20 protein-coding genes and 1 pseudogene are annotated in these 20,461 nt (G+C 68.8%); 19 read left to right on the forward strand and 2 right to left on the reverse strand.

What is annotated here, in order from left to right:
• From ACH4G3_RS34305 to ACH4G3_RS34340, 8 genes and pseudogenes are all read left to right on the forward strand, one after another.
• Positions 1-315, forward strand: a pseudogene (locus tag ACH4G3_RS34305) (hypothetical protein); the annotation flags it as partial.
• 329 nt (positions 316-644) lie between these two features.
• Positions 645-1,193, forward strand: coding sequence for a hypothetical protein (locus ACH4G3_RS34310; RefSeq protein WP_397628150.1), 549 nt, complete (start codon positions 645-647; stop codon positions 1,191-1,193).
• Positions 1,190-2,278: a hypothetical protein gene (locus tag ACH4G3_RS34315; RefSeq protein ID WP_397628151.1), complete on the forward strand. Its 1,089-nt coding sequence runs from the start codon at positions 1,190-1,192 to the stop codon at positions 2,276-2,278. Before ACH4G3_RS34310 ends, ACH4G3_RS34315 begins: the two co-directional genes overlap by 4 nt.
• Before the next feature lie 230 nt (positions 2,279-2,508).
• Complete coding sequence (locus tag ACH4G3_RS34320; protein ID WP_397628152.1) at positions 2,509-4,848, forward strand: Tox-REase-5 domain-containing protein; 2,340 nt, start codon at positions 2,509-2,511, stop codon at positions 4,846-4,848.
• Positions 4,849-4,863: 15 nt separating this feature from the next.
• Complete coding sequence (locus ACH4G3_RS34325; RefSeq protein WP_397628153.1) at positions 4,864-5,595, forward strand: hypothetical protein; 732 nt, start codon at positions 4,864-4,866, stop codon at positions 5,593-5,595.
• Positions 5,596-5,656: 61 nt separating this feature from the next.
• Positions 5,657-6,091 carry a hypothetical protein gene (locus ACH4G3_RS34330; RefSeq protein WP_397628154.1) on the forward strand — a complete coding sequence of 145 codons (435 nt, stop codon included), beginning with the start codon at positions 5,657-5,659 and terminating at the stop codon, positions 6,089-6,091.
• Between the two features lie 100 nt (positions 6,092-6,191).
• Complete coding sequence (locus ACH4G3_RS34335) at positions 6,192-6,848, forward strand: hypothetical protein (RefSeq protein WP_397628155.1); 657 nt, start codon at positions 6,192-6,194, stop codon at positions 6,846-6,848.
• A 178-nt stretch (positions 6,849-7,026) separates the two neighbouring features.
• Positions 7,027-7,575: a hypothetical protein gene (locus ACH4G3_RS34340; protein WP_397628156.1), complete on the forward strand. Its 549-nt coding sequence runs from the start codon at positions 7,027-7,029 to the stop codon at positions 7,573-7,575.
• A 230-nt stretch (positions 7,576-7,805) separates the two neighbouring features.
• On the opposite strand, the gene ACH4G3_RS34345 is transcribed toward ACH4G3_RS34340, so the two are convergent.
• Positions 7,806-8,174 carry a DUF192 domain-containing protein gene (locus ACH4G3_RS34345; RefSeq protein WP_397628157.1) on the reverse strand — a complete coding sequence of 123 codons (369 nt, stop codon included), beginning with the start codon at positions 8,172-8,174 and terminating at the stop codon, positions 7,806-7,808.
• A 318-nt stretch (positions 8,175-8,492) separates the two neighbouring features.
• Here ACH4G3_RS34345 and ACH4G3_RS34350 point away from each other — a divergent pair, with 318 nt between their 5' ends.
• The 9 genes from ACH4G3_RS34350 (at position 8,493) to ACH4G3_RS34390 (ending at position 15,586) form a co-directional block, all read left to right on the forward strand.
• Positions 8,493-9,152 (forward strand): hypothetical protein, encoded by a 660-nt coding sequence (locus ACH4G3_RS34350; protein ID WP_397628158.1) that lies wholly within the window; start codon positions 8,493-8,495, stop codon positions 9,150-9,152.
• Positions 9,152-10,168, forward strand: a complete 1,017-nt coding sequence (locus ACH4G3_RS34355; RefSeq protein ID WP_397628159.1) for a hypothetical protein — start codon at positions 9,152-9,154, stop codon at positions 10,166-10,168. Before ACH4G3_RS34350 ends, ACH4G3_RS34355 begins: the two co-directional genes overlap by 1 nt.
• 127 nt (positions 10,169-10,295) lie before the next feature.
• Positions 10,296-10,619, forward strand: a complete 324-nt coding sequence (locus ACH4G3_RS34360) for a hypothetical protein (RefSeq protein WP_397628160.1) — start codon at positions 10,296-10,298, stop codon at positions 10,617-10,619.
• Positions 10,616-11,992, forward strand: a complete 1,377-nt coding sequence (locus tag ACH4G3_RS34365; protein WP_397628161.1) for a hypothetical protein — start codon at positions 10,616-10,618, stop codon at positions 11,990-11,992. The genes ACH4G3_RS34360 and ACH4G3_RS34365 overlap by 4 nt, the downstream gene beginning before the upstream one ends.
• On the forward strand, positions 11,989-12,654 hold the full coding sequence (locus ACH4G3_RS34370; RefSeq protein ID WP_397628162.1) for a malonyl-ACP O-methyltransferase BioC: 666 nt from the start codon (positions 11,989-11,991) through the stop codon (positions 12,652-12,654). The genes ACH4G3_RS34365 and ACH4G3_RS34370 overlap by 4 nt, the downstream gene beginning before the upstream one ends.
• Positions 12,655-12,656: 2 nt before the next feature.
• On the forward strand, positions 12,657-13,304 hold the full coding sequence (locus tag ACH4G3_RS34375) for a hypothetical protein (protein WP_397628163.1): 648 nt from the start codon (positions 12,657-12,659) through the stop codon (positions 13,302-13,304).
• A gap of 78 nt (positions 13,305-13,382) precedes the next feature.
• Complete coding sequence (locus ACH4G3_RS34380) at positions 13,383-14,261, forward strand: LLM class flavin-dependent oxidoreductase (protein WP_397628164.1); 879 nt, start codon at positions 13,383-13,385, stop codon at positions 14,259-14,261.
• Positions 14,262-14,341: 80 nt separating this feature from the next.
• Positions 14,342-14,797 (forward strand): GNAT family N-acetyltransferase, encoded by a 456-nt coding sequence (locus ACH4G3_RS34385; protein ID WP_397628165.1) that lies wholly within the window; start codon positions 14,342-14,344, stop codon positions 14,795-14,797.
• A gap of 3 nt (positions 14,798-14,800) precedes the next feature.
• Positions 14,801-15,586, forward strand: a complete 786-nt coding sequence (locus ACH4G3_RS34390) for a methyltransferase domain-containing protein (RefSeq protein WP_397628166.1) — start codon at positions 14,801-14,803, stop codon at positions 15,584-15,586.
• 23 nt (positions 15,587-15,609) lie between these two features.
• Here the strand turns inward: ACH4G3_RS34390 and ACH4G3_RS34395 are convergent, their stop codons facing one another.
• Positions 15,610-16,881 carry a winged helix DNA-binding domain-containing protein gene (locus ACH4G3_RS34395; protein ID WP_397628167.1) on the reverse strand — a complete coding sequence of 424 codons (1,272 nt, stop codon included), beginning with the start codon at positions 16,879-16,881 and terminating at the stop codon, positions 15,610-15,612.
• 732 nt (positions 16,882-17,613) lie between these two features.
• On the opposite strand from ACH4G3_RS34395, the gene ACH4G3_RS34400 reads away from it, so the two are divergent.
• A complete protein-coding gene (locus ACH4G3_RS34400; RefSeq protein WP_010045850.1) occupies positions 17,614-18,387 on the forward strand; it encodes an isoprenyl transferase in 774 nt (257 codons plus the stop codon).
• Positions 18,388-18,878: 491 nt separating this feature from the next.
• Positions 18,879-20,204 (forward strand): PhoH family protein, encoded by a 1,326-nt coding sequence (locus ACH4G3_RS34405; RefSeq protein WP_020276567.1) that lies wholly within the window; start codon positions 18,879-18,881, stop codon positions 20,202-20,204.
• The last annotated feature ends 257 nt before the right edge of the window (positions 20,205-20,461 follow it).

Below are 20,461 nucleotides of genomic sequence, written 5' to 3' on the forward strand. Positions count from 1 at the left end.
TATCCGACGGACACGGCGGCGAGCGTCGAAGGGCGCGTTCACTACAGCCTGCGCGTGTGGGAGAGGTTGGTGCGCCGGTTGGAGTCCGACTGGAGCCCTTCTGGCCGGTACCGGGAAGACCTCTTCCGGCGTGATCTGGAGGCCCGGGACACTTTGGCGCGTCTCTTGCGCGAGGTCGACGACGTATACGCCGGCGGCCTGAGATCCGCTGTGACGCGATTGGACGGCATCTTCCGTGCATGCACCGAGCCCGGGAACGACGAGAAGACCGAGCGCTGGTGGTGGTGTCGGCGTCCAAGGCATGTTCCATGGTGAGCCCGCGAGGACGAGAAGGAGCGCGGCACGCCCTTGCCAGAACATTTCTGCCCCTGGGCCCTTGACCTCGCCAGGCGCTACATCGACCGGAACGTCGCCGTGGCCGAAGCCACGCGACTGCTCTCCGAGGCGTCGGAGGCAGGTTCCCAGTGGGGGCCTGCAGCAGGTGGTCGGCCTGGCCCGTCCTGATGTGCCCGATGAGCGTTCACCCCGGGTTTCCCGAGTAGCTGCGGGTGTCGGCGAGTGACGACAGCGACTCGAGGGAATACTGCCTGCCGAACACCGGAACCGAGGCACGCACGCCGGAGCACAGCACACGGGGGAACACCATGGCCGCGACGACAGCACGCGGACTGCGCAGAAGCGGAGTTGTACTCGCCGCACTGATCGCCCTGACGGCGGCGGCCGGCTGCGGCAGCGACTCGGACGAGCCCGCGAAGGCGTCGTCGTCCGCACCCGGTGAGCGGCCGTCAAAGTCCGATCCCCCGAAGCGACCCGAGCCCACGCCCAAGCCCTCGGTGTCCGCCGCGGACGGCCGGGACATCACCGCCTGCGCGGACGGCAACTGCGAAATCGTGGTCTCCGAGCCGGTGAAAATCCCCTTCAAGGGCCCGCGCGGCCCGGCCACCCTGTCCGTCACCGAGGTCGGCCCGAACGCCATCGCGTACACGGTGAAGTCGGGCAACGGCCAGTCCAAGGGCAGCGCGAGCGGCCCGGGGCAGGGCTGCATCACCGTCCTCCGCAGCAACGGCAGCGGAAACTCGTGCGGTGGCCTCGGAGCCGCCGGGCGGCCGAGTCCCCAGCCGGACGCGGTGGTGATCCAGGCGGCGGGCGGGGAGGACGGAACGGCCGTCCTCCAGCTCGTGTCGGACCGATGACCGTACGCCTTCCGCACTTCATGCTGAAGGCCCTGCTGGTCTGGGCCGCCCGGCGGCCGAACGTACGGGTGTTCCGGTTGCACTCCCTCCTCGCCCGGGCTGCCGTGGACCACGGGAAGCGTGCCCAGTTGCGCGGGATCCTGGAGTGGTCGGCCAGGCAGGAGAGCAGACACAAACCCGACCGGGCTCTCTTCGGCTACCACCTCGCCGCCACCTACGGCTACGAGCAGGTGGATCTGCGGCTGACGGCGACCGAGGGGACCCACCGTGTCCTGCGGGAAGCAGCGAGCCATGACCCCGCCCGGCCCGCCGTTACCCAGACGAATCTGTCCCGCGCCCGGGCCGATGTGGCGCAGGCACTTCTCGACCGAGCCCGCCGGTCCCGCGAACGGGGCGACCTCGCCGGCGCCCGCCGCGACTACCGGGCGGTCATCGACGAACGGGAGGGCAGTACGTCGGGCAAAGCCGCCCACGAACTCGCCGAGGTGACCGACGACGCCGATGAGGCGATCGAACTGTGCCGCACGGCGCTGCGCTTCGGCACGGAGGTGAGCGACAAGGGACCGTCCGCGTTCCTCGCGCGACTCCTCCAGGACTCCGGGAACACGTCCGGAGCAGCGGCGGCCCGAGCGCACCTGGACATCCCGGGGAAGCTGCACGAGGCGGCTGCCGAGGCGGCCCGCGAGTACGGCCCCGGCTACGTCGAGCGCGACTCCGATCATTCGAGGCCCGGCTTCGCCGACGTGTTCGCGCCCCTCGTGGTCGCGGTACTGCGCGACGGCGAGGTGGTGGAACACGTACGGCACTCCGCCCTGCGCATGCCCTACGACCCGGCACGGCCGGACCATTACGGGTGCCTCGTCCTGACCGACCGACGCCTGCTCTTCCTGGAGGACAGGGAACCTCCAGCCTGCGAGGCGCTGGCGATCGACCGCAGCTCCCTGATCAGCGTCAGACCGGCGGAGCGGGACGAACGCGGGCGGATGTGGATGGACATCCGCGCCGCCGGAGCGGAACAGGTGAGCCTCAGGACGGGCCGGACCCCCGACACCTGGCTGACGGGCCTGGGACGCTCCTACAGCTGACCCGCCCCTTCGGGCCAGCAACGAGGCGTGGCGCGAGTGCCTCGATAGCCCCCGCCATTCAGCCCCGTCATTTGGGCCCCGTTTTGGGGCCACGGGCCCATCCCGTCCCGCCGGCCCCTTCCTACCCTCGGGCCGTGTCGTAGAGCGAAGGTGGGGGGGACATGGCCTCGATCGGGGGAGCGCCGGAGTTCGGGGCCGGGTGGCCGTCGGGGCCTGGCCGGCGGAGGGACATGCCGGGCTCGCTCGCGACGGCGCTGGTCCTCGTCCATACCCTCTTCGTGATCACGGTCGTCGGTGGCCTCGGCCTCCTGCTCACCGCGGCCTCGTACGACGCCCTGGACGGCGGAGTACTCGCCCTGACCGCCTATGCCGCCGCCCCAGGCGCAGTCGGCTGGTGGTTGGCCCGGCGTACCTGGGAGGGCGGAGCCAGGATCAGGGGCGGGCTGATCGCCGTACAGATATGGCTGATCCTCGGCTCGATATCCAACATCACCGACGGATCACCGCGCGGCTACACCCAGCTCTTCCTCCCCGCGCTGATCCTCTACTTCCTCACCCGTGGGGACAGCCGCGACTGGTACCGCCTCCCCGAGTCGGCCAGGGGCGAACGCCGCCCCTTCTCCCTGGCCCGGATGATCCGCTGGCGCCGGGACGAGGGCCAGACGGCGGTGGAGTACGCGGGGCTGGTGGCCGTGGTCGCGGCGATCATCGTCGCTCTGCTGGTCAGCGGGCTGGGAACGCAGATATTCACCGGCATTCAGTCGGCGGTGTGCAAGGTCACCGGAACGTCGTGCCCGGCGGAAACGGGAAACGGCGGGGAGGAGGTTCAGGCCGGTGACAGCGCGGACGGGACAGACGGTGACGACGCAGCCGGTCAAGGCGAGGGCGGCCAAGGCCAGGACGGTCAAGCCGAGGGCGGTCAGGGCCAGGGCGGCCAAGGCGCCGAGAACGGCGGATCCGCTGACGGCGGCGCCGGGAGCGGCGGCCCAGGCAACGGCGACGCCGGGAACGACGGCGCCGGCGGAAACGGGCCCGGCGGAGCGGATCCCGGAGGCCAGGACACCTCCGGGTCCGGCTCGGGCGGCCAGACCGGTGATGAGGGCGTCGATAACGGCTCTGCCTCGCAGGGCCGCGAGGACACCACCGTCTCGTACCCCGAGGAGACCGACGAGGAGAAGAACGACGCAGCTGCGGGCGAGCCTGGATGGGAGGAGGACGAGCAGGCCGCTGGGGACGGCGGCAGCGGCGACGACGGCGACGACGGCTGCACCTCCGGCGTCGGGGCCTTCTTCGGCTGTGTGGGGGACCAGTTCAAGCAGGTGGGACAGGGCCTGTTCGTCGACGGCATCTGGGGTGACGTCACGGGCATCTGGGACACGGTCACCAACCCGGGTGAGGCATGGGAAGGCCTGAAGGACTACGGCGACTCGCTGGGCGACCAGTGGTCCGAGGACGCCAAGGACGCGGGCGAGAAGTGGGAGAACGGCGACTACTTCGACGCCCTCACCGACTGGGGCGGCGCGTCGTGGAACACGGGTGTCAAGGTCCTGGACGACACGTTCGTGGGCGACGAAGTCCGAGACCAGTGGAACAACGGGGAGAAAACCCGCGCGGTCACCAACGTCGCCTGGAACATCGGCTCGCTCTTCATCCCCGGTTACGGCGAAGCCAAGATCGTTCAGAAACTCGGCAAACTCGGGAAACTTGGCAAAGTCGGCAAGCTCACCGAGAAAGCCGCGAAGGCGGCGGAGGACGCCAAGAAAGCGGCCAAGGCCGGTGACGCCGACGCCGCAGCGAAGGCGGCGAAGGAGGCCGACGAGGCGGCGGACGCGGCCGAGGAGAGGGCGAGGAAATCCGGCTGCACCATTGCCTCTGCTCCCGGCCGCCGCGTCCCGTACGGCGACATCCCGGGCCTGACCGGGTCCACCGGCAGCGGCACCACGGTCCTCGCCAGCGGCGGGTACCGCGCCCCCTATGTCGTACTGGCCGAAGGCGGCTGCGACGAGGAGGCCAAAAAGCAGGCGGAGGAAGCCCGCAAGCAGGCCGAGGCGGCCGAGGCGGCCGGGAAAGAGGCGAAGAAGGAAGAAAGCCGCAAGAAGGTCGCCAAGTGGAAGAAGCCGTCCTGGTACGACGACCTGAAGAACCCGCGGAAGGGCTCCAAGGACGGCGGCGACGGCCAGTGGAAGGCCAAGAAGGCGGTGGCGTACTGGCCGAGCATGGAACGCTGGATGCGCTACCAGGAGCAGGTCACCAATGTGAAGCGCGGCAAGGAATACGCTGTCAAGGATCCGAGGACGGGCAGGGACGTCGACTTCGATGGCTGGGACTCGTCACGGCAGACTTACATCGAGGCGAAGTTCGGATACGGCAAGAAGGTCGGCAAGGACGGGACTCTCCAGAAGGCCCAGGCGGACAAGTTCATCGAGCAGGCGCAGCGCCAGCTGCGGGCTGCGAACGGAAAGCCCGTCGAATGGAACTTCTCCAACAAACGGGTGGCCGAGGCCGCACAGAAGGCGTTCGACGACGCCGACCTGGACGTGGTGGTCAAGCACATCCCGCCGGAGAAGTAGGAAAGAGGAGCGCGTATGTCGGGCGAAGTGGTCGTGAAGGTCTCCTGGGGTCCCAGGCCGGAGACACCTCTGCAATTGGCTCAGCGATGGCTGGAGCTCCTGACCGGGCTGTCGGAGTTGTCGGAGGGGGCGCTGGCCGAATGGCGCTGGGAGGAGGATTCCGGCCCGGGGCAGCCCGTACCCGTGGACTCCGCGGATTTCGCGGCGGCACTGGAGGCGGCCAATACACAGGACGACCGGGACATCCTCGGCTACACAGCCAACGTTGTGGCCACTCAGTCGGACGGCGCATACGTGCGGGCCAGGGTGATCGCGGGAGGCTCGAACGAATACTCCCCGTTCACGGCGGTGCTGCACCTGTTCCCCGCGTCCGGTTCGGCGGCCGTACCCCTGACGGGCCGGTTCACCGAGGTGCTGGCGCTGCTGGCGGACGTGTGGGACGCGGACCATGGGCTGACTTACGACCGGCCGCTGTACAACGAGCTCAGGTCGGCCTATGGCCTGCGGGCCTCCCACCCACGCTCGGGGTGGGCGGTCTACCTGTCGGAGAGCCGCGCCGCGCGCGTCCCGGACGACTTCTCCGCTCTGCGGCGCCTGCCCGGCAGGCACGGCGGACTTGTGCTTCAGATCGCGGACAGCTCCGGCGGAACGCCGTCCACCCAGGCGGTGCTCGCCGCTCACAAGACGCTTGCCGGGACCGGTGCTCTGGACCCCCTGCCGGTCCCCGCCACGGAGGCGAAGCTGTGACGGTGCGGGTCGGTGAGCGGTTCAGGATCTCGGTGAACGACGAAACGGTGAGTGCTCCTCGATGAGCGTGCAGCAGTACATCGCCCGCATCGACGAACTCCTGGCCCGCCCGCTGACCGGCGACGACGCCTACCACCTCGTGACCCTGCACGAGAGCCGCGACTTCGCTCCGCCGAACGACGACTGGGACGAACTCATGCGGGCCGGCGAGGAGTTCGAGAGGGAGCTGCAAGACCTGGCAGCGGCGTTGGACGCCCGGTGGGGTCCGCACGGGTCCATGTCCATGGAGGATTACGCCAGCGCCTTCCTGGACATGGACGACGACGAGATCCCGCCCTTCTTCCGGGAACTGTGCGAGAGCGGCTACTTCGGAGACCTCCTGTACTGGCGGGTCGGCGACCGTCTGGTCGCTGCGAGCGTCGGCCATGAGGACAAAGAGGAGCCGGTCGTACTGTTCGCCGGGGTGACCGGTTCCGATGAGGGGTTCCCTGACTAGGACGCCCACGAGGGCTTTTCCATCGCGGCGTTGCTCCCATCGCCGGATAGCTTTGGTTCGTTCGTTGAAGCCAAGCCTCGCCTCTCACCGGGAGCCGACCGTGAACCGCCGCCCCACTTTCCTCGCAGCGCTCACGCTGACCGCCGCCGCGGCCCTGACGCTGTCCGCGTGCGGGAGCGATGACAGCTCCCAGGGCAAGGACAACGACAAGATCGCGGGATCCGATACCGGTGCCGGCAACGCCTCGCCCAGCGCATCGGTCCAGCAGGCCGCCGGTCGCCCGGAGATCAAGCTGCCGTCCGACCTGACCATGACCTTCGAAGGCGGCAAGACGGATGACGCCGTCAAGGACGCCGTACTCGCTGACAACGCCGAGCGTATGCGCTCGGTCAACGCGGCGATTGCGGGAACGGACCCCAAGGCCGAGGCGCTGAACTTCTACAACACCGGCAGGGCGCTGGAGGCGGCCGCGGTCTGGGTGGACAAGTTCAAGAAGGCCGATCTGGGCATCACGGGCACCATCCGGTACTACGACCGGACCGTGACACTCGATGGCAGCAAGGCGGCCTCGGTCGTGTTCTGCGCCGATGAGAGCAAGGGCTACGCCAAGGACCTCAAGACGAACAAGCCGAAGGTCACCACGCCCTCCGATGAGGACTTCATCCTTTACAACACGCGGTTGGAGAAAACCAGCGACGGGGTCTGGCAGACCACGCGCATCGTTTCGACCGCAGGAGCGAAGCAGTGCCTGAAGTGAAGCGGAGCGCGCTCGGAGGCCTGGGGGTCTGACCCAGGACGACTCCGTTCCTCGCCCAGTTCGCCGATGAGGTAGCCGCGGCTGCCGGGCGCATGGCGCCAGCGACACGAGGGAATACTGCCTGCCGAACACCAGAGCCGAGGCAAGCACGCCGGAGCACAGCACACGGGGGAAGTCCATGGCCGCGACGGCAGCACGCGGACTGCGCAGAAGTGGAGTTGTACTCGCCGCACTGATCGCCTTGACGGCGGCGGCCGGCTGCGGAAGCGACTCGGACGAGCCCGCGAAGGCATCGTCGTCCGCACCCGGTGAGCGGCCGTCAAAGACCGATCCCGCGAAACGACCCGAGCGCACGCCCAAGCCCTCGGTGTCCGCCGCGGACGGCCGGGACATCACCGCCTGCGCGGACGGCAACTGCGAAATCGTGGTCTCCGAGCCGGTGAAAATCCCCTTCAAGGGTCCGCGCGGCCCGGCCACCCTGTCCGTCACCGAGGTCGGCCCGAACGCCATCGCGTACACGGTGAAGTCGGGCAACGGCCAGTCCAAGGGCAGCGCGAGCGGCCCGGGGCGGGGCTGCATCACCGTCCTGCGCAGCAACGGCAGCGGAAACTCGTGCGGTGGCGTGGGAACCGCCGGGCGGCCGAGTCCCCAGCCGGACGCGGTGGTGATCCAGGCGGCGACCGGGGAGGACGGTACGGCCGTCCTCCAACTTGTGTCGGACCGATGACCGCGCGGCTTTCCGCGCTTCATGGCTTCATGCTGAAGGCCCTGCCGGCCTGAGCTGCCGGGCGGTCGAACGTACGCGTCGGGTGGGCCGCCGGGCCCCAGGCCAGATCTGTCCCGGGGCCCGGGCTGTGTCGGAGCAAGCCCCGGCCAAGAAGGTTGAAACTCGACATCTACGTGGAGGACGCCCTGGTCAACAGGAGAGTCTGTCCGCGCCCGGCTGGGGGTGAAGTGCTAAGTGATGACCTCGACCGACACACCTCCCCGCACCCCCCACCCCGCCATCACCCCTGCCTCCGCCTCCACCACATGCCGGGCACGCAGCCGCGGCATCCCCAACCGTCCCGGCCGCATGGTGCACACGTCGATGACGCGAAGGCGACGGTCGAGATAGGCGACATCGATCGGCATACGCATCCGAAAGGTGTGCACGCTGCTGGCGGGGGAGAGCAGGATCGCCCCCTCGACGGAATCCCGCCCCAACAGCCCCTTCGTCCGGGCTCGATAGGACGTGGCGATCTCCAACGGAACAGTGACAGACGGCCCTTCACCACCCCCGTGCACGACCAGCTCCCCGCGTCCGTCCCGCCACCGCCGCCCCATACGGGCCACCTCCGACCACGCCACCTGCCACTTGCCACCGGCTGTACGAGCCCGAACGTATCCGTAGAGGCGTGGGCCCCACATGGGCCCACGGGCCCAAGCCCTTTGCTGGTTCGTGACTGAAACGCCCGGCACGCCGTCACCCCTGACGGACGGAATGGCGCGTTATGCAACCGTTACGGCTCGAACTGGTCGGCGAAACGCCGATTCCTCCCCATACACCCCGCGAGTTGACAACCTTCACCCTGGTGCGGCCCCACACCGCTGTATAGCTTTGGTTCGCTCAAGAGAAGCCTCGCCTCTTACCGGGAGCCGACCGTGAACCGCCGCCCCACCCTCCTCGCAGCGCTCACGCTGACCGCCGCTGCGGCCCTGACGCTGTCCGCGTGCGGGAGCGATGACAGCTCCAAGGGCAAGGACAACGACAAGATCGCGGGAGCCGACACGGGTGCTGAGAAGTCGGCCTCCCCGAGTACGTCGGCCCCGGCCTCCGCGGGCCGGCCGAAGATCGAGTTGCCGTCGGACGTCACGTACAAGTTCGAGTGGAAGAAAACCGGCGACCCGCAGAAGGACGCCGTACTCAACGATGCCGAGCAGCGCATCAAAGCCGTGGACATGGCGATCGCCAAGCAGGACCCACTGGACAAGGCCTACCGCTTCTACTCGGAGGGCACGGCCGCCGCTGGAAGCCAGGAGTACATCCAGGAGTTCGTGGACCACAAGGCGCGAACGACCGGCCTGACCCGGTACTACAACGAGAGCGTTGACCTCAAGGACGACGGAACCGCCGCCATCGTCTACTGCGAGGACCAGAGCAAGGCGTTCAACAAGTTCCTGAAGACCGGTAAGACCGACGTCACGCCGGTGACGAAGGACAGTTACGTCGTCTACGCCGGCACTCTGCGCAAGAACGACAACGGCGTCTGGGTCACCGAGCGACTGATCTCGGAGCGGGGGAGCGCAAAGTGCCAGCCTTGATGCGGACCAATCGCCTGCTTCTCGTCTCGGGTCTTCTGGCCCTCGCGCTGGCTGCCACGAGCCCTGCCTACGCGGAAAAGGGGTTCGGCGGCACGGACGGTCAATCGAACCAGGACGCCAACGCGGACAAGAACGGCACCGTCTCCGTCACCGTCGGCGGCGTCGTCTTCGACCGCTCGAAGAACGGGAGTGGTAACTCCACGGGCGCGCTCACGTCGTCCACGTCCTGGACGCCGCCTCCGTGCTGGTACGCACCGAAGTACACCCCGGAACAGCTGCAGAAGTACCTGGAGCCGACCTGGGAGGCCGGTTCGACGGGTTACGAGTGGGACGCCAAGCAGCGGGACCGTTATGTCAACGGGCATCCCTACAAGGACTTCAACAAGGAGAAGGCCGGCAAGGGCTACTTCTGGGACTCCTTCGTCAACAAGGACTTCCCCGCGGGCTGGGACTCCTGCGACGAACCCATCTTCTGGGTGGACCAGGGCGACCCCCCGCCCGCGAACATCGAGAACGCCGTCACCCCCGAGATCCTCGCCGAACTCGCCTACGCGGAGATCCGCGTCCCCAGCACCAAGGTGACGCTGGCCCCCGCCCAGGCGACCAAGGTCAACCTGCCGACCTGGGCATGGCTGGACGGCGCCGAGTTCAAGCCGGTCTCCGTGACCGCGTCCGTACCGGTGCTCGACATCCAGGCGACCGCGACGGCGGAACCGGTGTCGCTCAGGATCGAACCGGGCACCAAGGACGCCGTGACCTATCCGGCCTCCGGCGTCTGCGAAATCGACAACGGCCGCATCGGCGAGCCCTACGCCAAGGGCAAGGCGGACCAGACCCCGCCCTGCGGTGTGAAGTACCTGCGCTCCTCGGGCGACGGCACGTACCCGCTCCAGGCCACCATCACCTGGAAGATCCAGTGGACCGGCACCGGCGGCGCGGGCGGCGACCTCCCCGACGGCACGTTCGGCGCCACGCAGAACGTGGTCGTACAGGAAGTCCAGGCCGTCAACCGCTGACGCCTGCCACAACTCCGACTGACGGGCGGCCACTCGCACGAGTGGCCGCCCGGTCTGCTTCACAAGCGGAACAGATAGAGTCACTTGCTCGTGGAAGCAGCAGGCTGCGTGGAGAGGAAGCGGCTGCATGGCGGAGCGGCTGGCCGTTGATGACGATGAGCTCGCGCACTTCATGAAACTGCTGAAGAGATCGGGCAGTTCCTTGAAAGGGCTGCACAGTGCGTTGAGTGACGCGTCGGTGACCGGCCTGGGCACGGACGACCTGGACGCCGCGTGCGAGAGCTTCCAGGAGGACTGGAAGTACGGCACCGAGCAGATCGGCGAGCAGACCGAGGACCTCGCCAAGATCATCGGGCAGAGCAAGGACAGCTACAACGAGGTGGACAAGGCGCTGGAGGAGGCGCTGAAGAAGGCCCGGAGCGGCAAGGGCGGGTCGGCGGGTTCGAAATGACTTACACCTCTGGTTCCGAACGTCCGGGCACTGCTGCCGATCCGCGGTACAACACGGACCTCGACAAGCCGCAAGGACTCCAGTCGGGCAGGCGCATCCCGAATCCCGACTACCCGCACCTGGGCTTCAACCCCGCGCCGGGCAGCACGGACACCGTCCGCGAACTGCACAAGAAGCTGGTGAACTGCGCCAAAGTCCTGGAGGAAAGCCACGGCCTGGTCACCAAGTTGATGGATGGCAGTTACTGGAAAGGCGACGCGGCCGTCGCCTTCCGGGAGGAACTGGACGGCGGGACGCTGCCCCTGAACCTCAAGAACGCCGCGCACTCGATCCGCAAGGCCGCCCGGCAGCTGGATCGCTGGGAGGGCGAACTCGACGACTTCCAGCGCCGCGCCCGACGCCTGGAAAAGGACGCGAAGGACGCCCAGGCAGCCCTGGACGCCGCGAAGGGCCGTGCGAGCAAGGCGGAGGACGCCCCGGAGCTGGACAAGAAGGGCGCTCGTCACGACGAGGCCCAGAAGGCGCTCACCCACGCGAACACCGCGGTGGAAGAGGCCCAGGCCGAACTCGACAAGATCATCGGCAAGGCGAAGAGTCTTGCCGAGGAGCACGAACAGAAGGCCCGGTACCGCGCCGGCAAGATCGGCGACGCCACGACGAAGCTGGCCCCGCACGAGCCGGGCGCCTGGGACAAGTTCACGGACTGGCTGGGTGACAACCTGCCGGACATTCTCAGTGGCATCGCGGCGGTTCTGGGCGTGATTGCCTTGTTCGCCACAGGCCCGCTCGCGGTTCCACTCCTCTTGCTGGGCGCGGGGCTGCTGAGTGGGACGGCCCTCACTCTGCGATTGCAGGACGACGAGGTGTGGGCTTCCCTGAATGACGGAATCAAGAACGGCGAACTCGACCTGGACTTCTGGAGCAATGCCATCTCAGTCGCCGGCGACGCGCTTGGAATCGTGCCAGGACTCGGCGCGGTGACCAAGGGGCTGATGAAGGCACCGGAGGCACTGAGCGCCGCTGCTCGTACCGCGGACGAGGCCCTGACCTTCGGGCAGAGGGCAGCCACTGTCGGTGCTTCGATCCGCGAGGAAGCCGTGGCCATCTCCGACGCGCCGAGCCTTTTGGAGCGAGTGCGCGTCTTCGGAGCCCATACCGACCAGGTGCTGCCCAAGGTGGAGGTCGGGGCGACGTGGTTGGGAGCCGGCACAGCTGCGTACGGGATCGCGGGCAGCCTCTACGACACGCTGGATTCCGACGGAGCCAAAGCTGTGACAGGCGCGATGGACGGAGTGAGGACCGGCGTGATCGACGGGGCGGCGACCGCCGGGGTACTCAAGTACCTGTTCACGGGAGTGGCTGCCGCCTCATGAGCTCGGACACGTTCGTCATCGACCCGTCCGCCAGGATGCCGGACGCGGACATCTGGTTCGCGCTGCCCGCGGGCTTCGTGCCGGTCCCACTCACGGAACTGGTTGCGGCGGAGGAAGTGCCGTCAAGCGCCGAGGGCCAGCGGCACTCACCCGAGGCGCTTGCCGCGATGCTGACCGGCCCCGAGAACAGTCGGCAGCTCCTGGAACTGTTGGCGCCGGTCCGGCGCTTGGCTCATGTGCTGGCCTACAGCGGTGTCATCCATTGCTCTGTGGGGTTGCATCGGGACGACGAGGGCGATGGAAGCCTCCTGCTGTCCCTGTTCACCCTCGGCTGGCGGGAGACATCCTGGGCGCCGCGTGGCGTGATGGCTGCTCGTGCCGCCGCGGGAATGGCAGACGCCAGTCATGTGGAGGCCCTCGATCTCCCGTGCGGCCCTGCGACGCTCGTGGAGATCCGTACCAGCCCTCAGGTTGCCGATGCGTCGCAGGAACTGCTGCAGGACGTCGTCTATGTGCCGTTTCCGGATGCCCGCAAACTGGCCATCCTGACGCTGTCGACGATTGCCGTCCACCGTTCTGGCCATTATCGGGACCTACTTCGGGAAACGGCCCGCATGGTCACTTTTGACAACCCGTTGCCGATGGAACATGGCGAGGCGTGAAAATGGATACCGTGCATCACCCCACAGGTTCGGCTTCTGCCTGGGACGATTCCGCCACCCAGAGTGCTTGGCAGAAGCTGTTCACCTTCGCCGTTGTCGGTCAGATTCTCTGGCCTGCGGTATGCATCGGCGCCTTCGTTCTCATGATTCTCGTGGGGCGTTGGGCGATGTGGGTCATGCTGCCCGTCGTCGTGTATGCCCTTTACCGATCTTTTCTTCAGCGCCAGTACATCGTTGCGGCTGTGCAGGCACGCCGCATCCTGAAGGTGTATCCCTGGCAGACGCACAAGACCCCGGAGAGTGGGATCGGGCAGATTCCCGGAGCGAAGCTCGGTGACGTCTGGCTGGCGTTCCCCAACCCGGACCGGCCTGACGATGGTGTTCACATCATCCTTCACGGTCATGCGCGGTCCGCATGGTGGCGTCGTCGTCTCGGACGGGGTTATGAGACCGAGAAGACCGCCCAGGTGGCCGAGATCTGGTTCGCGGGCGACCCACGATTCGCCGGAGTCATCGCGGTACCCGGTCCCAAACGCCTGTTCGTGCTTTACCAGCTCGCCGGGCTGAACGTCCGTACAGACGGGGAGCGGAGCGCTTCTCCCGAAGCACTGGAGCGGGCCCGCCGTGCCGGAGTCCGTCTCCCCACCTGACGTCGGCGTTCACCGGACCATTTACTCAGCTCATACAGGTGTTGTTCGTCGCTTCCCGGACTGGGTATGAAGGGCCCCATGACCACACTCGGCGCCGTCTTCCGACCTCAACTCGCCCCCGAGCGCCTGCGTTCGGTCTGTGAAGTGGCGGACAGCGCAGGCCTCGAAGAGCTCTGGCTCTGGGAAGACTGTTTCAGAGAGGGTGGTATCTCCACCGCCGCCGCTGCCCTCGCCTGGACCGGGCGTGTGCGGGTCGGGGTCGGGCTGTTGCCCGTGCCGTTGCGGAACGTTGCCATCACCGCCATGGAAGTGGCCTCGCTGCACCGGATGTTCCCGGGGCGGGCCATCGTCGGTGTGGGGCATGGCGTGCAGGACTGGATGGGGCAGGTGGGGGCGCGGGTCAAGTCGCCGGTGACCTTGTTGCGGGAGCATCTCGTCGCGCTGCGCGCTCTGCTGGGCGGGGAGCGGGTGACCACCGACGGGCGGTACGTCAGGCTCGACGACGTCGCCCTCGACTGGCCGCCGGAGGGTGGCGGGGGCGGGGTGCTGGCCGGGGCCACCGGGCCGCGTTCGCTGCGGCTCACGGGGGAGGCCGCCGACGGGACCATTCTCACCGCCTCCACCAATCCGGAGGGCGTGCGCAAGGCGCGGCAGCTCATCGACGAGGGGCGGGAGACGGCCGGTCGCGGGGCAGGGCCGCACCCTGTCGTCGTGTATCTGCTCGCCGCCACCGGGGCCGGCGCCGCCGAACGGTTGCGTGCCGAGCTGGTCGCCGAGGGGGACGAATCCGTTCCGGATCTTGGTGTCGCCGGGGACGCCGGAGCCGTCGCCAAGGCCGTCGGGCGGTTGGCCGAGGCCGGGGCCGACACCGTGGTCCTCCAGCCCACCGGCGACGAACCGGACCCCGAGGGTTTCGTGCGGTTCGTCGCGGAGGAAGTACGGCCGCTCGTTCCGTAGCCGACCCCGGGGTCCCTGGCGCCTTGGGTGCGACGGCTTCCGCGGTGCCGTTGTCAGTGGCCGGTGCCACACTCATCGGCATGACTACCGAAGACGTGCGGCTGCGTGATGTCGTGGAAGACGATCTCGAGGCGTTCTGCGCCTTCGAGCAGGATCCGGAGGCAGCCCGGCTGTCGAGGTTCACGCCCCGGCCGCGGGATGCCTTCATGGCGCACTGGAAGCAGCGGGTCCTCGGGGACGACGCCAACTGCGTGCAGACCGTGACCGTGGACGGGGACGTCGCCGGCAGCTTCGTCGCCTGGTGGGAGGAGGACCGCCGCTTCCTGGGGTACTGGCTCGGGCGCGCGTACTGGGGACGCGGCATCGGCACCCGGGCTCTGGAACTCTTCCTGGAGCGGGAGAAGAACCGGCCCCTGTACGCCGATCCCTTCATCGGTAACACCGGTTCCGTACGTCTCCTCGAGAAGCACGGCTTCCGTCCCGCCGGCACGGTCCAGCACGGAGAGAACGAGCATGTCCTGCTCGTTCTGGCGTAACAGATGCACCGCACCTTCGAGGACCTCGTCGCCGAAGGCGCCTCCGTCCCCACCGAAGGCTGGGACTTCTCCTGGTTCGAGGGGCGGGCCACCGAGGCGCGGCCCTCCTGGGGGTACGCGACGTCGATGGCCGCGCGGCTGGGACGGGCGAGTGCCGTGCTCGACGTCCAGACCGGCGGCGGGGAAGTGCTGGACTTCGCTCTCGCCAAGGCCCCGAAGCGGCCCCTGCTCGCCGTCGCCACCGAGGGCTGGCCGCCGAACGCCGCCAAGGCGACCGCCCTGCTCCGTCCGCGCGGAGTCGCGGTCGTCGCCGTGCCCGAGCATTCCCCGCTGCCCTTCGCCGACGGTGCCTTCGACCTGGTCGTGAGCCGGCATCCCGTCCGTCCGCACTGGGACGAGATCGCCCGCGTCCTCCAGCCCTCCGGGACGTATTTCGCCCAGCACGTGGGGCCGGCCAGCGTCTTCGAACTCGTCGAGCACTTCCTCGGACCCCAGCCGGACGGGGTGCGCGGTGGTCGTCACCCCGAGCGTGAGCGGGCCGACGCCGAGGCCGCGGGGCTCGACGTCGTCGATCTGCGGGCGGAGCGGCTTCGCATGGAGTTCCACGACATCGGCGCGGTCGTGCACTTCCTGCGGAAGGTGGTGTGGATGGTGCCCGGCTTCACGGTCGAGGCGTACGAGCCGCAGCTCCGTGCGTTGCATCGGCGGATCCAGGACGAAGGGCCCTTCGTGGCCCACAGCACCCGCCACCTCTTCGAGGCACGGAAGCCGGGAACCCACCAGCTCTGATCGGGCACGCACCACAAGCCTGCTCACGCATGCGGCCCCACCCTCACCTCCCCGACCACCAACTCGGGCCTCGCCTCCAGCACCTCACCCACCCGCTCCACCTGCTCACCCAGTTCCCGTTCCTGCCGCGCCGTCAGCCGGACGAGCGGCTCGACGGTGACGGTCGTACGACGGCCCTGGCGCCGCTGGTGCCAGACGCCCGCCACCACACCGTCGACCAGCAGCACGGGATGGTTGCCCGCCTGACCGCCCGCCAGGGCACGCTCGTAGGCCGCACCGGGGAACAGCCGTTCGCGGGGCTGCGCGGCGATGACGTACGCGTCGAAGTACGGCAGCAGTCGCACGCCCCGCACGGGCCCGTCCGGGAAGTCGGTGTCACCCGCGGCCACCCACGCCCGCGTGCCCCCGAAGTCGACCTCCTCGATGCCGCCCGCCGCGGCCAGCTCCCGGAACACGGTTCCGGCCCAGCCGGTCGGCGCCGCCAGCCATTTCGCGAAGTGCTGCGGGGTCGCCGGCCCGTACGCATACAGATAGCGGCGTACGAACGCCCCCAACGCCTCGCCGGCCCCCAAGGCTTCGCCGGTCCCCAAGGCCTCGCCGGTTCCCGACGCCTCGCCGGTTCCCGACGCCTCGCCGGTCCCCAACGCCTCGCCGGTTCCCGACGCCCCGCCCGTCCCCCCGGCCGCCGCCCCCGCGACCGGCGGGCGCGTGTACGTCGCCTTCCGGCCGCGGTTCGGGCCGAAGCACAGCGTGCCCGCCCAGCCCGCCCGGTGCAGCACCTGCCGCCAGCGCGGCCACAGGTCCTGGAAGGCCGGCATCACGCGGTCGCCGGCCCACGGGCCCGTCCGCGCGACGATCTCCTCGGTCAGTTCGTCGAGCGTCAGGCAGGTGTCTTCGAGCGCTTCCCCGATCGCCGCCACGACTTGGGCGGCCTGTTCCTCGGTGAGCCGCACGTCGGGCGGGAAAGGGCTCGGCCCGGTCGGGACCGCGGTCAAGGCGGCCGACCAGAGGGGGAGTTCCCGCGCCGGGAGGAGATGTACCGTTCCGCGCGGCCCGTACGTCTTGACCAGCGATCGTTCGTCCCAGAGTGCCGTCCGGACGTCCGCCCGGGTCAGCCCGGACGTCCGCACCCCCACCGACACCTCGGCAGCGGAGAGCACCTGCGCGTGCGCCCCCATCATCGCCCCGACCACCTCGGCGACCGGCGTCCCGCCCCCGGCCGGTCCGGCCAGGAATTGCCGTCGGGTCCGCCGTGCGCTCGCCGCGTCCCACGTGATCTTCGAGATCGTCGTCATGGCACGACGCTAGACCCGAAGGAGGACAGATATTGACCTATATGGGACTCACATCGTTATCGCCCGCGGCTCGCCTCCGTGCCGCCGTTCGCGTAAGTTCAGACCAAGGTAATTCGCGTGAGCAAAGTACGGTGAGCGATGTACGGCTGCGCGGGCGGTACCGCGCAGTGGAGGGGGCTGCGCGGTGCCAGGGCCTCGGTGTCGCGGCGTCGCGAGGGGTCAAGCGGGCGTTCGTGGACGGCGTAGCCCATCGGGGGGACGCGGGGGACGAGCCGGCGAGTGCGCCCCAAGATGCAGGAGATCCGCCCGATCCCGCCTCAGGCTGCACGATTCCCCTGCTCAGAGGCTGCTCAGGGGCTGCCGTAGGGGCTGCATTTCGGCCAGAAGCAAGCCGTGAGCGAGAGGTTCCGCGGACCTCGCCGCGTCGCCGGGCGGCTCCGGAGAGTAGTTGTGGCACGCCGATGCACGCAGCATCACTTACAAAGGGTTATGGTGGAAACCCCCCCTCGGGCCGGTCCGTATCCCCCCCACGGACCGGCCCGTTTTTTTGTGCGCCGGGACCGGCCCGGAACACCGGCCGGAATTCTGCGTTCCGCACCCGTGGGCGGCCCACGGCGGCAGCGGGGGTAGGCTTCGCCTCCGGGGACTGCCACACGGGCAGGGACCGCCCGCGGCCACGACCGGGCCGCACGCCGCGGCCTGTCCGATCCGTACGGAGGGGCTGACGATCACGTGAACCTGCGCGACAAGCTGCGTGGCCTGCTGGTCAGGCTGTACGCACGCCGGGTGGAAGGCCACCTGGACCACGCTCAGGTGCCCAAGCACATCGGCGTCATCATGGACGGCAACCGGCGCTGGGCGAAGGCCGCCGGTTCCAGCACCGTCCACGGACACCGGGCCGGTGCCGAGAAGATCGAGGAGTTCCTCGGCTGGTGCACCGAGACGGATGTCGAGGTCGTCACCCTCTGGCTGCTGTCCACGGACAACTTCGACCGGCCGCAGGAGGAGCTCGTCCCCCTGCTCGGCATCATCGAGGACGTCGTGCGCACCCTGGCCGCCGACGGGCGCTGGCGCGTGCACCACGTGGGCACGCCCGATCTGCTGCCCTCCGGGATGCAGACGGTGCTGAAGGAGGCCGAGGAGACCACCGCGCACGTCGACGGGATACTGGTCAACGTCGCCATCGGCTACGGCGGCCGCCAGGAGATCGCCGACGCCGTGCGCTCCATGCTGCTCGACGCCCAGGACCGGGGCACCTCGATGGAGGAGCTCGCCGAGGCCGTCGACATCGACATGATCGGGCGTCACCTCTACACGAGCGACCAGCCCGACCCCGACCTGGTGATCCGCACCAGCGGCGAACAGCGGCTGTCCGGATTCATGCTCTGGCAGACCGCGCACTCCGAGTACTACTTCTGCGACGTGTTCTGGCCGGCGTTCCGCAAGGTGGACTTCCTGCGCGCCATGCGTGACTACGCCGCCCGCCACCGCCGCTACGGCGGCTGAACCGCGCTGTGCCGCCCGCCACCGCGGCAACGGCGGCTGAACCGCGCTGCACCGCCGTGACCGGCGGTCACGGCGGCTGAACGGCGGCCACGGCGGCTGAACCGCGCTCCGGCGCACGCCGCCGGGCGCCGGACTTCGCGGGATCCCGCAGGTCGCCGGTACCGCGGTCGCCGCACGTAGCAAACCTTTCCGGTACCCCTCTCAAGGCGCGCGTAACGCGGAGTTAACCGGCCCGCCGTCATATGCCGTGGCATGGCGACGCCCGTTCGAGGGCATAAGCCAGTCAGGTCGACGCCCGAACCCCGGGTGTCGGATCTCAGCGGACGGCACGGGGCCGTCCGCCCGGGAGGCCCTTTGCACCAGCCCGATCGTGCGGTCACAGCACGGACGAAGAGGCGGAGGGCCGGTTCTCGGCCCGCGCAGGGCGGCCGACGACCGGTCCAGCTCCACTCCGTCGCTCCCCGACCTCATCCGAGGGGGTACGTCCTTCCGTGGTGACCAGCACAAAGCGCCACAAGCCCGACCGGCGCACCTATGTTCTCGACACCAGCGTCCTGCTGGCCGACCCGAACGCCCTGAGCCGCTTCGACGAGCACGAGGTCGTGCTTCCCATCGTCGTGGTGACGGAACTGGAGGCCAAGCGGAACCATCCCGAACTCGGCTACTTCGCACGGCAGGCCCTGCGTCTGCTCGACGACTACCGGGTGCGGTACGGCCGCCTCGATGCCCCCATCCCCACCGGGGACCTCGGCGGAACCGTCCGTGTCGAGCTCAATCACTCGGACCCCAGCGTGCTGCCCAGCGGCTACCGCCTGGGGGACAACGACTCCCGCATCCTGGCGGTCGCCCGCAACCTCCAGGCCGAGGGGTTCGACGTCACCGTCGTGTCGAAGGACCTCCCGCTCAGGATCAAGGCGTCCTCCGTCGGGCTCCTCGCCGAGGAGTACCGCGCGGAGCTCGCCATCACGGACTCCTCCGGCTGGACCGGAATGTCCGAACTGACCCTGACCGGCGAGCAGGTGGACGTCCTCTTCGAGGAGGGGCACGTCCATGTCCCCGAGGCGGCCGGCCTGCCGGTGCACACGGGCCTGATGATCCAGTCGGAGCGCGGCAAGGCGCTCGGGCGGGTCACGGCCGAGGGCGACATCCGTGTCGTACGCGGGGATCGTGAGGCGTTCGGCATCAAGGGCCGCAGCGCCGAGCAGCGGATCGCGCTCGACCTGCTGCTCGACCCGGACGTCGGGATCGTCTCGATGGGCGGCCGGGCCGGCACCGGCAAGTCGGCGCTGGCGCTGTGCGCGGGTCTGGAGGCGGTGCTGGAGCGCCGTCAGCACCAGAAGGTGATGGTCTTCCGTCCGCTGTACGCGGTGGGCGGGCAGGAGCTCGGCTATCTGCCCGGCTCCGAGGCGGAGAAGATGAGCCCCTGGGCGCAGGCGGTGTTCGACACGCTGTCGGCGGTCACCAGCCGGGAGGTCATCGAGGAGGTCACCGCCCGCGGGATGCTGGAGGTGCTGCCGCTCACCCACATCCGCGGCCGTTCGCTGCACGACGCGTTCGTGATCGTCGACGAGGCACAGTCGCTGGAACGGAACGTACTTCTTACCGTTCTGTCCCGTATCGGAGCCAATTCACGGGTGGTTCTCACCCACGACGTGGCCCAGCGGGACAACCTGAGGGTCGGTCGGTACGACGGAGTCGTCGCCGTCGTCGAGAAACTGAAGGGGCATCCGCTTTTCGCGCACGTGACCCTGACCCGGTCCGAGAGGTCGCAGATCGCTGCTCTTGTGACCGAAATGCTCGAAGACGGACACATCTGACCGTCCCGCCCCAAACGGGGGCGGTTACGCAGTAGTTGGCGCCGTCCGAAAAGGCGAAGAGCCTAGCCGGGCGGCGCCTTCGCGTGTGGCCTTTTCTGTGAATCTCCCGCGTCAAACGGGATGTGAGCTTTCACACGCAACTCGGAATTGCCTTGCCCCGTCGTGTTGCGGCAGAGTCTCACTCCTGTCAGGCCCCGCATACGACACACCTGTACCCCCAGCGGTACGGCACCACTAAGAGCACAGCGTCAACTGCA

This window comes from Streptomyces afghaniensis, from assembly GCF_044327915.1.
Lineage (GTDB): Bacteria > Actinomycetota > Actinomycetes > Streptomycetales > Streptomycetaceae > Streptomyces > Streptomyces afghaniensis.

Bases quoted from the DNA above. Each gene is read 5' to 3' on its own strand.
- ACH4G3_RS34310 (WP_397628150.1), top strand. From the start codon at position 645: ATGGCCGCGACGACAGCACGCGGACTGCGCAGAAGCGGAGTTGTACTC.
- ACH4G3_RS34315 (WP_397628151.1), top strand. From the start codon at position 1,190: ATGACCGTACGCCTTCCGCACTTCATGCTGAAGGCCCTGCTGGTCTGG.
- ACH4G3_RS34320 (WP_397628152.1), top strand. From the start codon at position 2,509: ATGCCGGGCTCGCTCGCGACGGCGCTGGTCCTCGTCCATACCCTCTTC.
- ACH4G3_RS34325 (WP_397628153.1), top strand. From the start codon at position 4,864: ATGTCGGGCGAAGTGGTCGTGAAGGTCTCCTGGGGTCCCAGGCCGGAG.
- ACH4G3_RS34330 (WP_397628154.1), top strand. From the start codon at position 5,657: ATGAGCGTGCAGCAGTACATCGCCCGCATCGACGAACTCCTGGCCCGC.
- ACH4G3_RS34340 (WP_397628156.1), top strand. From the start codon at position 7,027: ATGGCCGCGACGGCAGCACGCGGACTGCGCAGAAGTGGAGTTGTACTC.
- ACH4G3_RS34345 (WP_397628157.1), bottom strand. From the start codon at position 8,174: ATGGGGCGGCGGTGGCGGGACGGACGCGGGGAGCTGGTCGTGCACGGG.
- ACH4G3_RS34355 (WP_397628159.1), top strand. From the start codon at position 9,152: ATGCGGACCAATCGCCTGCTTCTCGTCTCGGGTCTTCTGGCCCTCGCG.
- ACH4G3_RS34360 (WP_397628160.1), top strand. From the start codon at position 10,296: ATGGCGGAGCGGCTGGCCGTTGATGACGATGAGCTCGCGCACTTCATG.
- ACH4G3_RS34365 (WP_397628161.1), top strand. From the start codon at position 10,616: ATGACTTACACCTCTGGTTCCGAACGTCCGGGCACTGCTGCCGATCCG.
- ACH4G3_RS34370 (WP_397628162.1), top strand. From the start codon at position 11,989: ATGAGCTCGGACACGTTCGTCATCGACCCGTCCGCCAGGATGCCGGAC.
- ACH4G3_RS34375 (WP_397628163.1), top strand. From the start codon at position 12,657: ATGGATACCGTGCATCACCCCACAGGTTCGGCTTCTGCCTGGGACGAT.
- ACH4G3_RS34380 (WP_397628164.1), top strand. From the start codon at position 13,383: ATGACCACACTCGGCGCCGTCTTCCGACCTCAACTCGCCCCCGAGCGC.
- ACH4G3_RS34385 (WP_397628165.1), top strand. From the start codon at position 14,342: ATGACTACCGAAGACGTGCGGCTGCGTGATGTCGTGGAAGACGATCTC.
- ACH4G3_RS34390 (WP_397628166.1), top strand. From the start codon at position 14,801: ATGCACCGCACCTTCGAGGACCTCGTCGCCGAAGGCGCCTCCGTCCCC.
- ACH4G3_RS34395 (WP_397628167.1), bottom strand. From the start codon at position 16,881: ATGACGACGATCTCGAAGATCACGTGGGACGCGGCGAGCGCACGGCGG.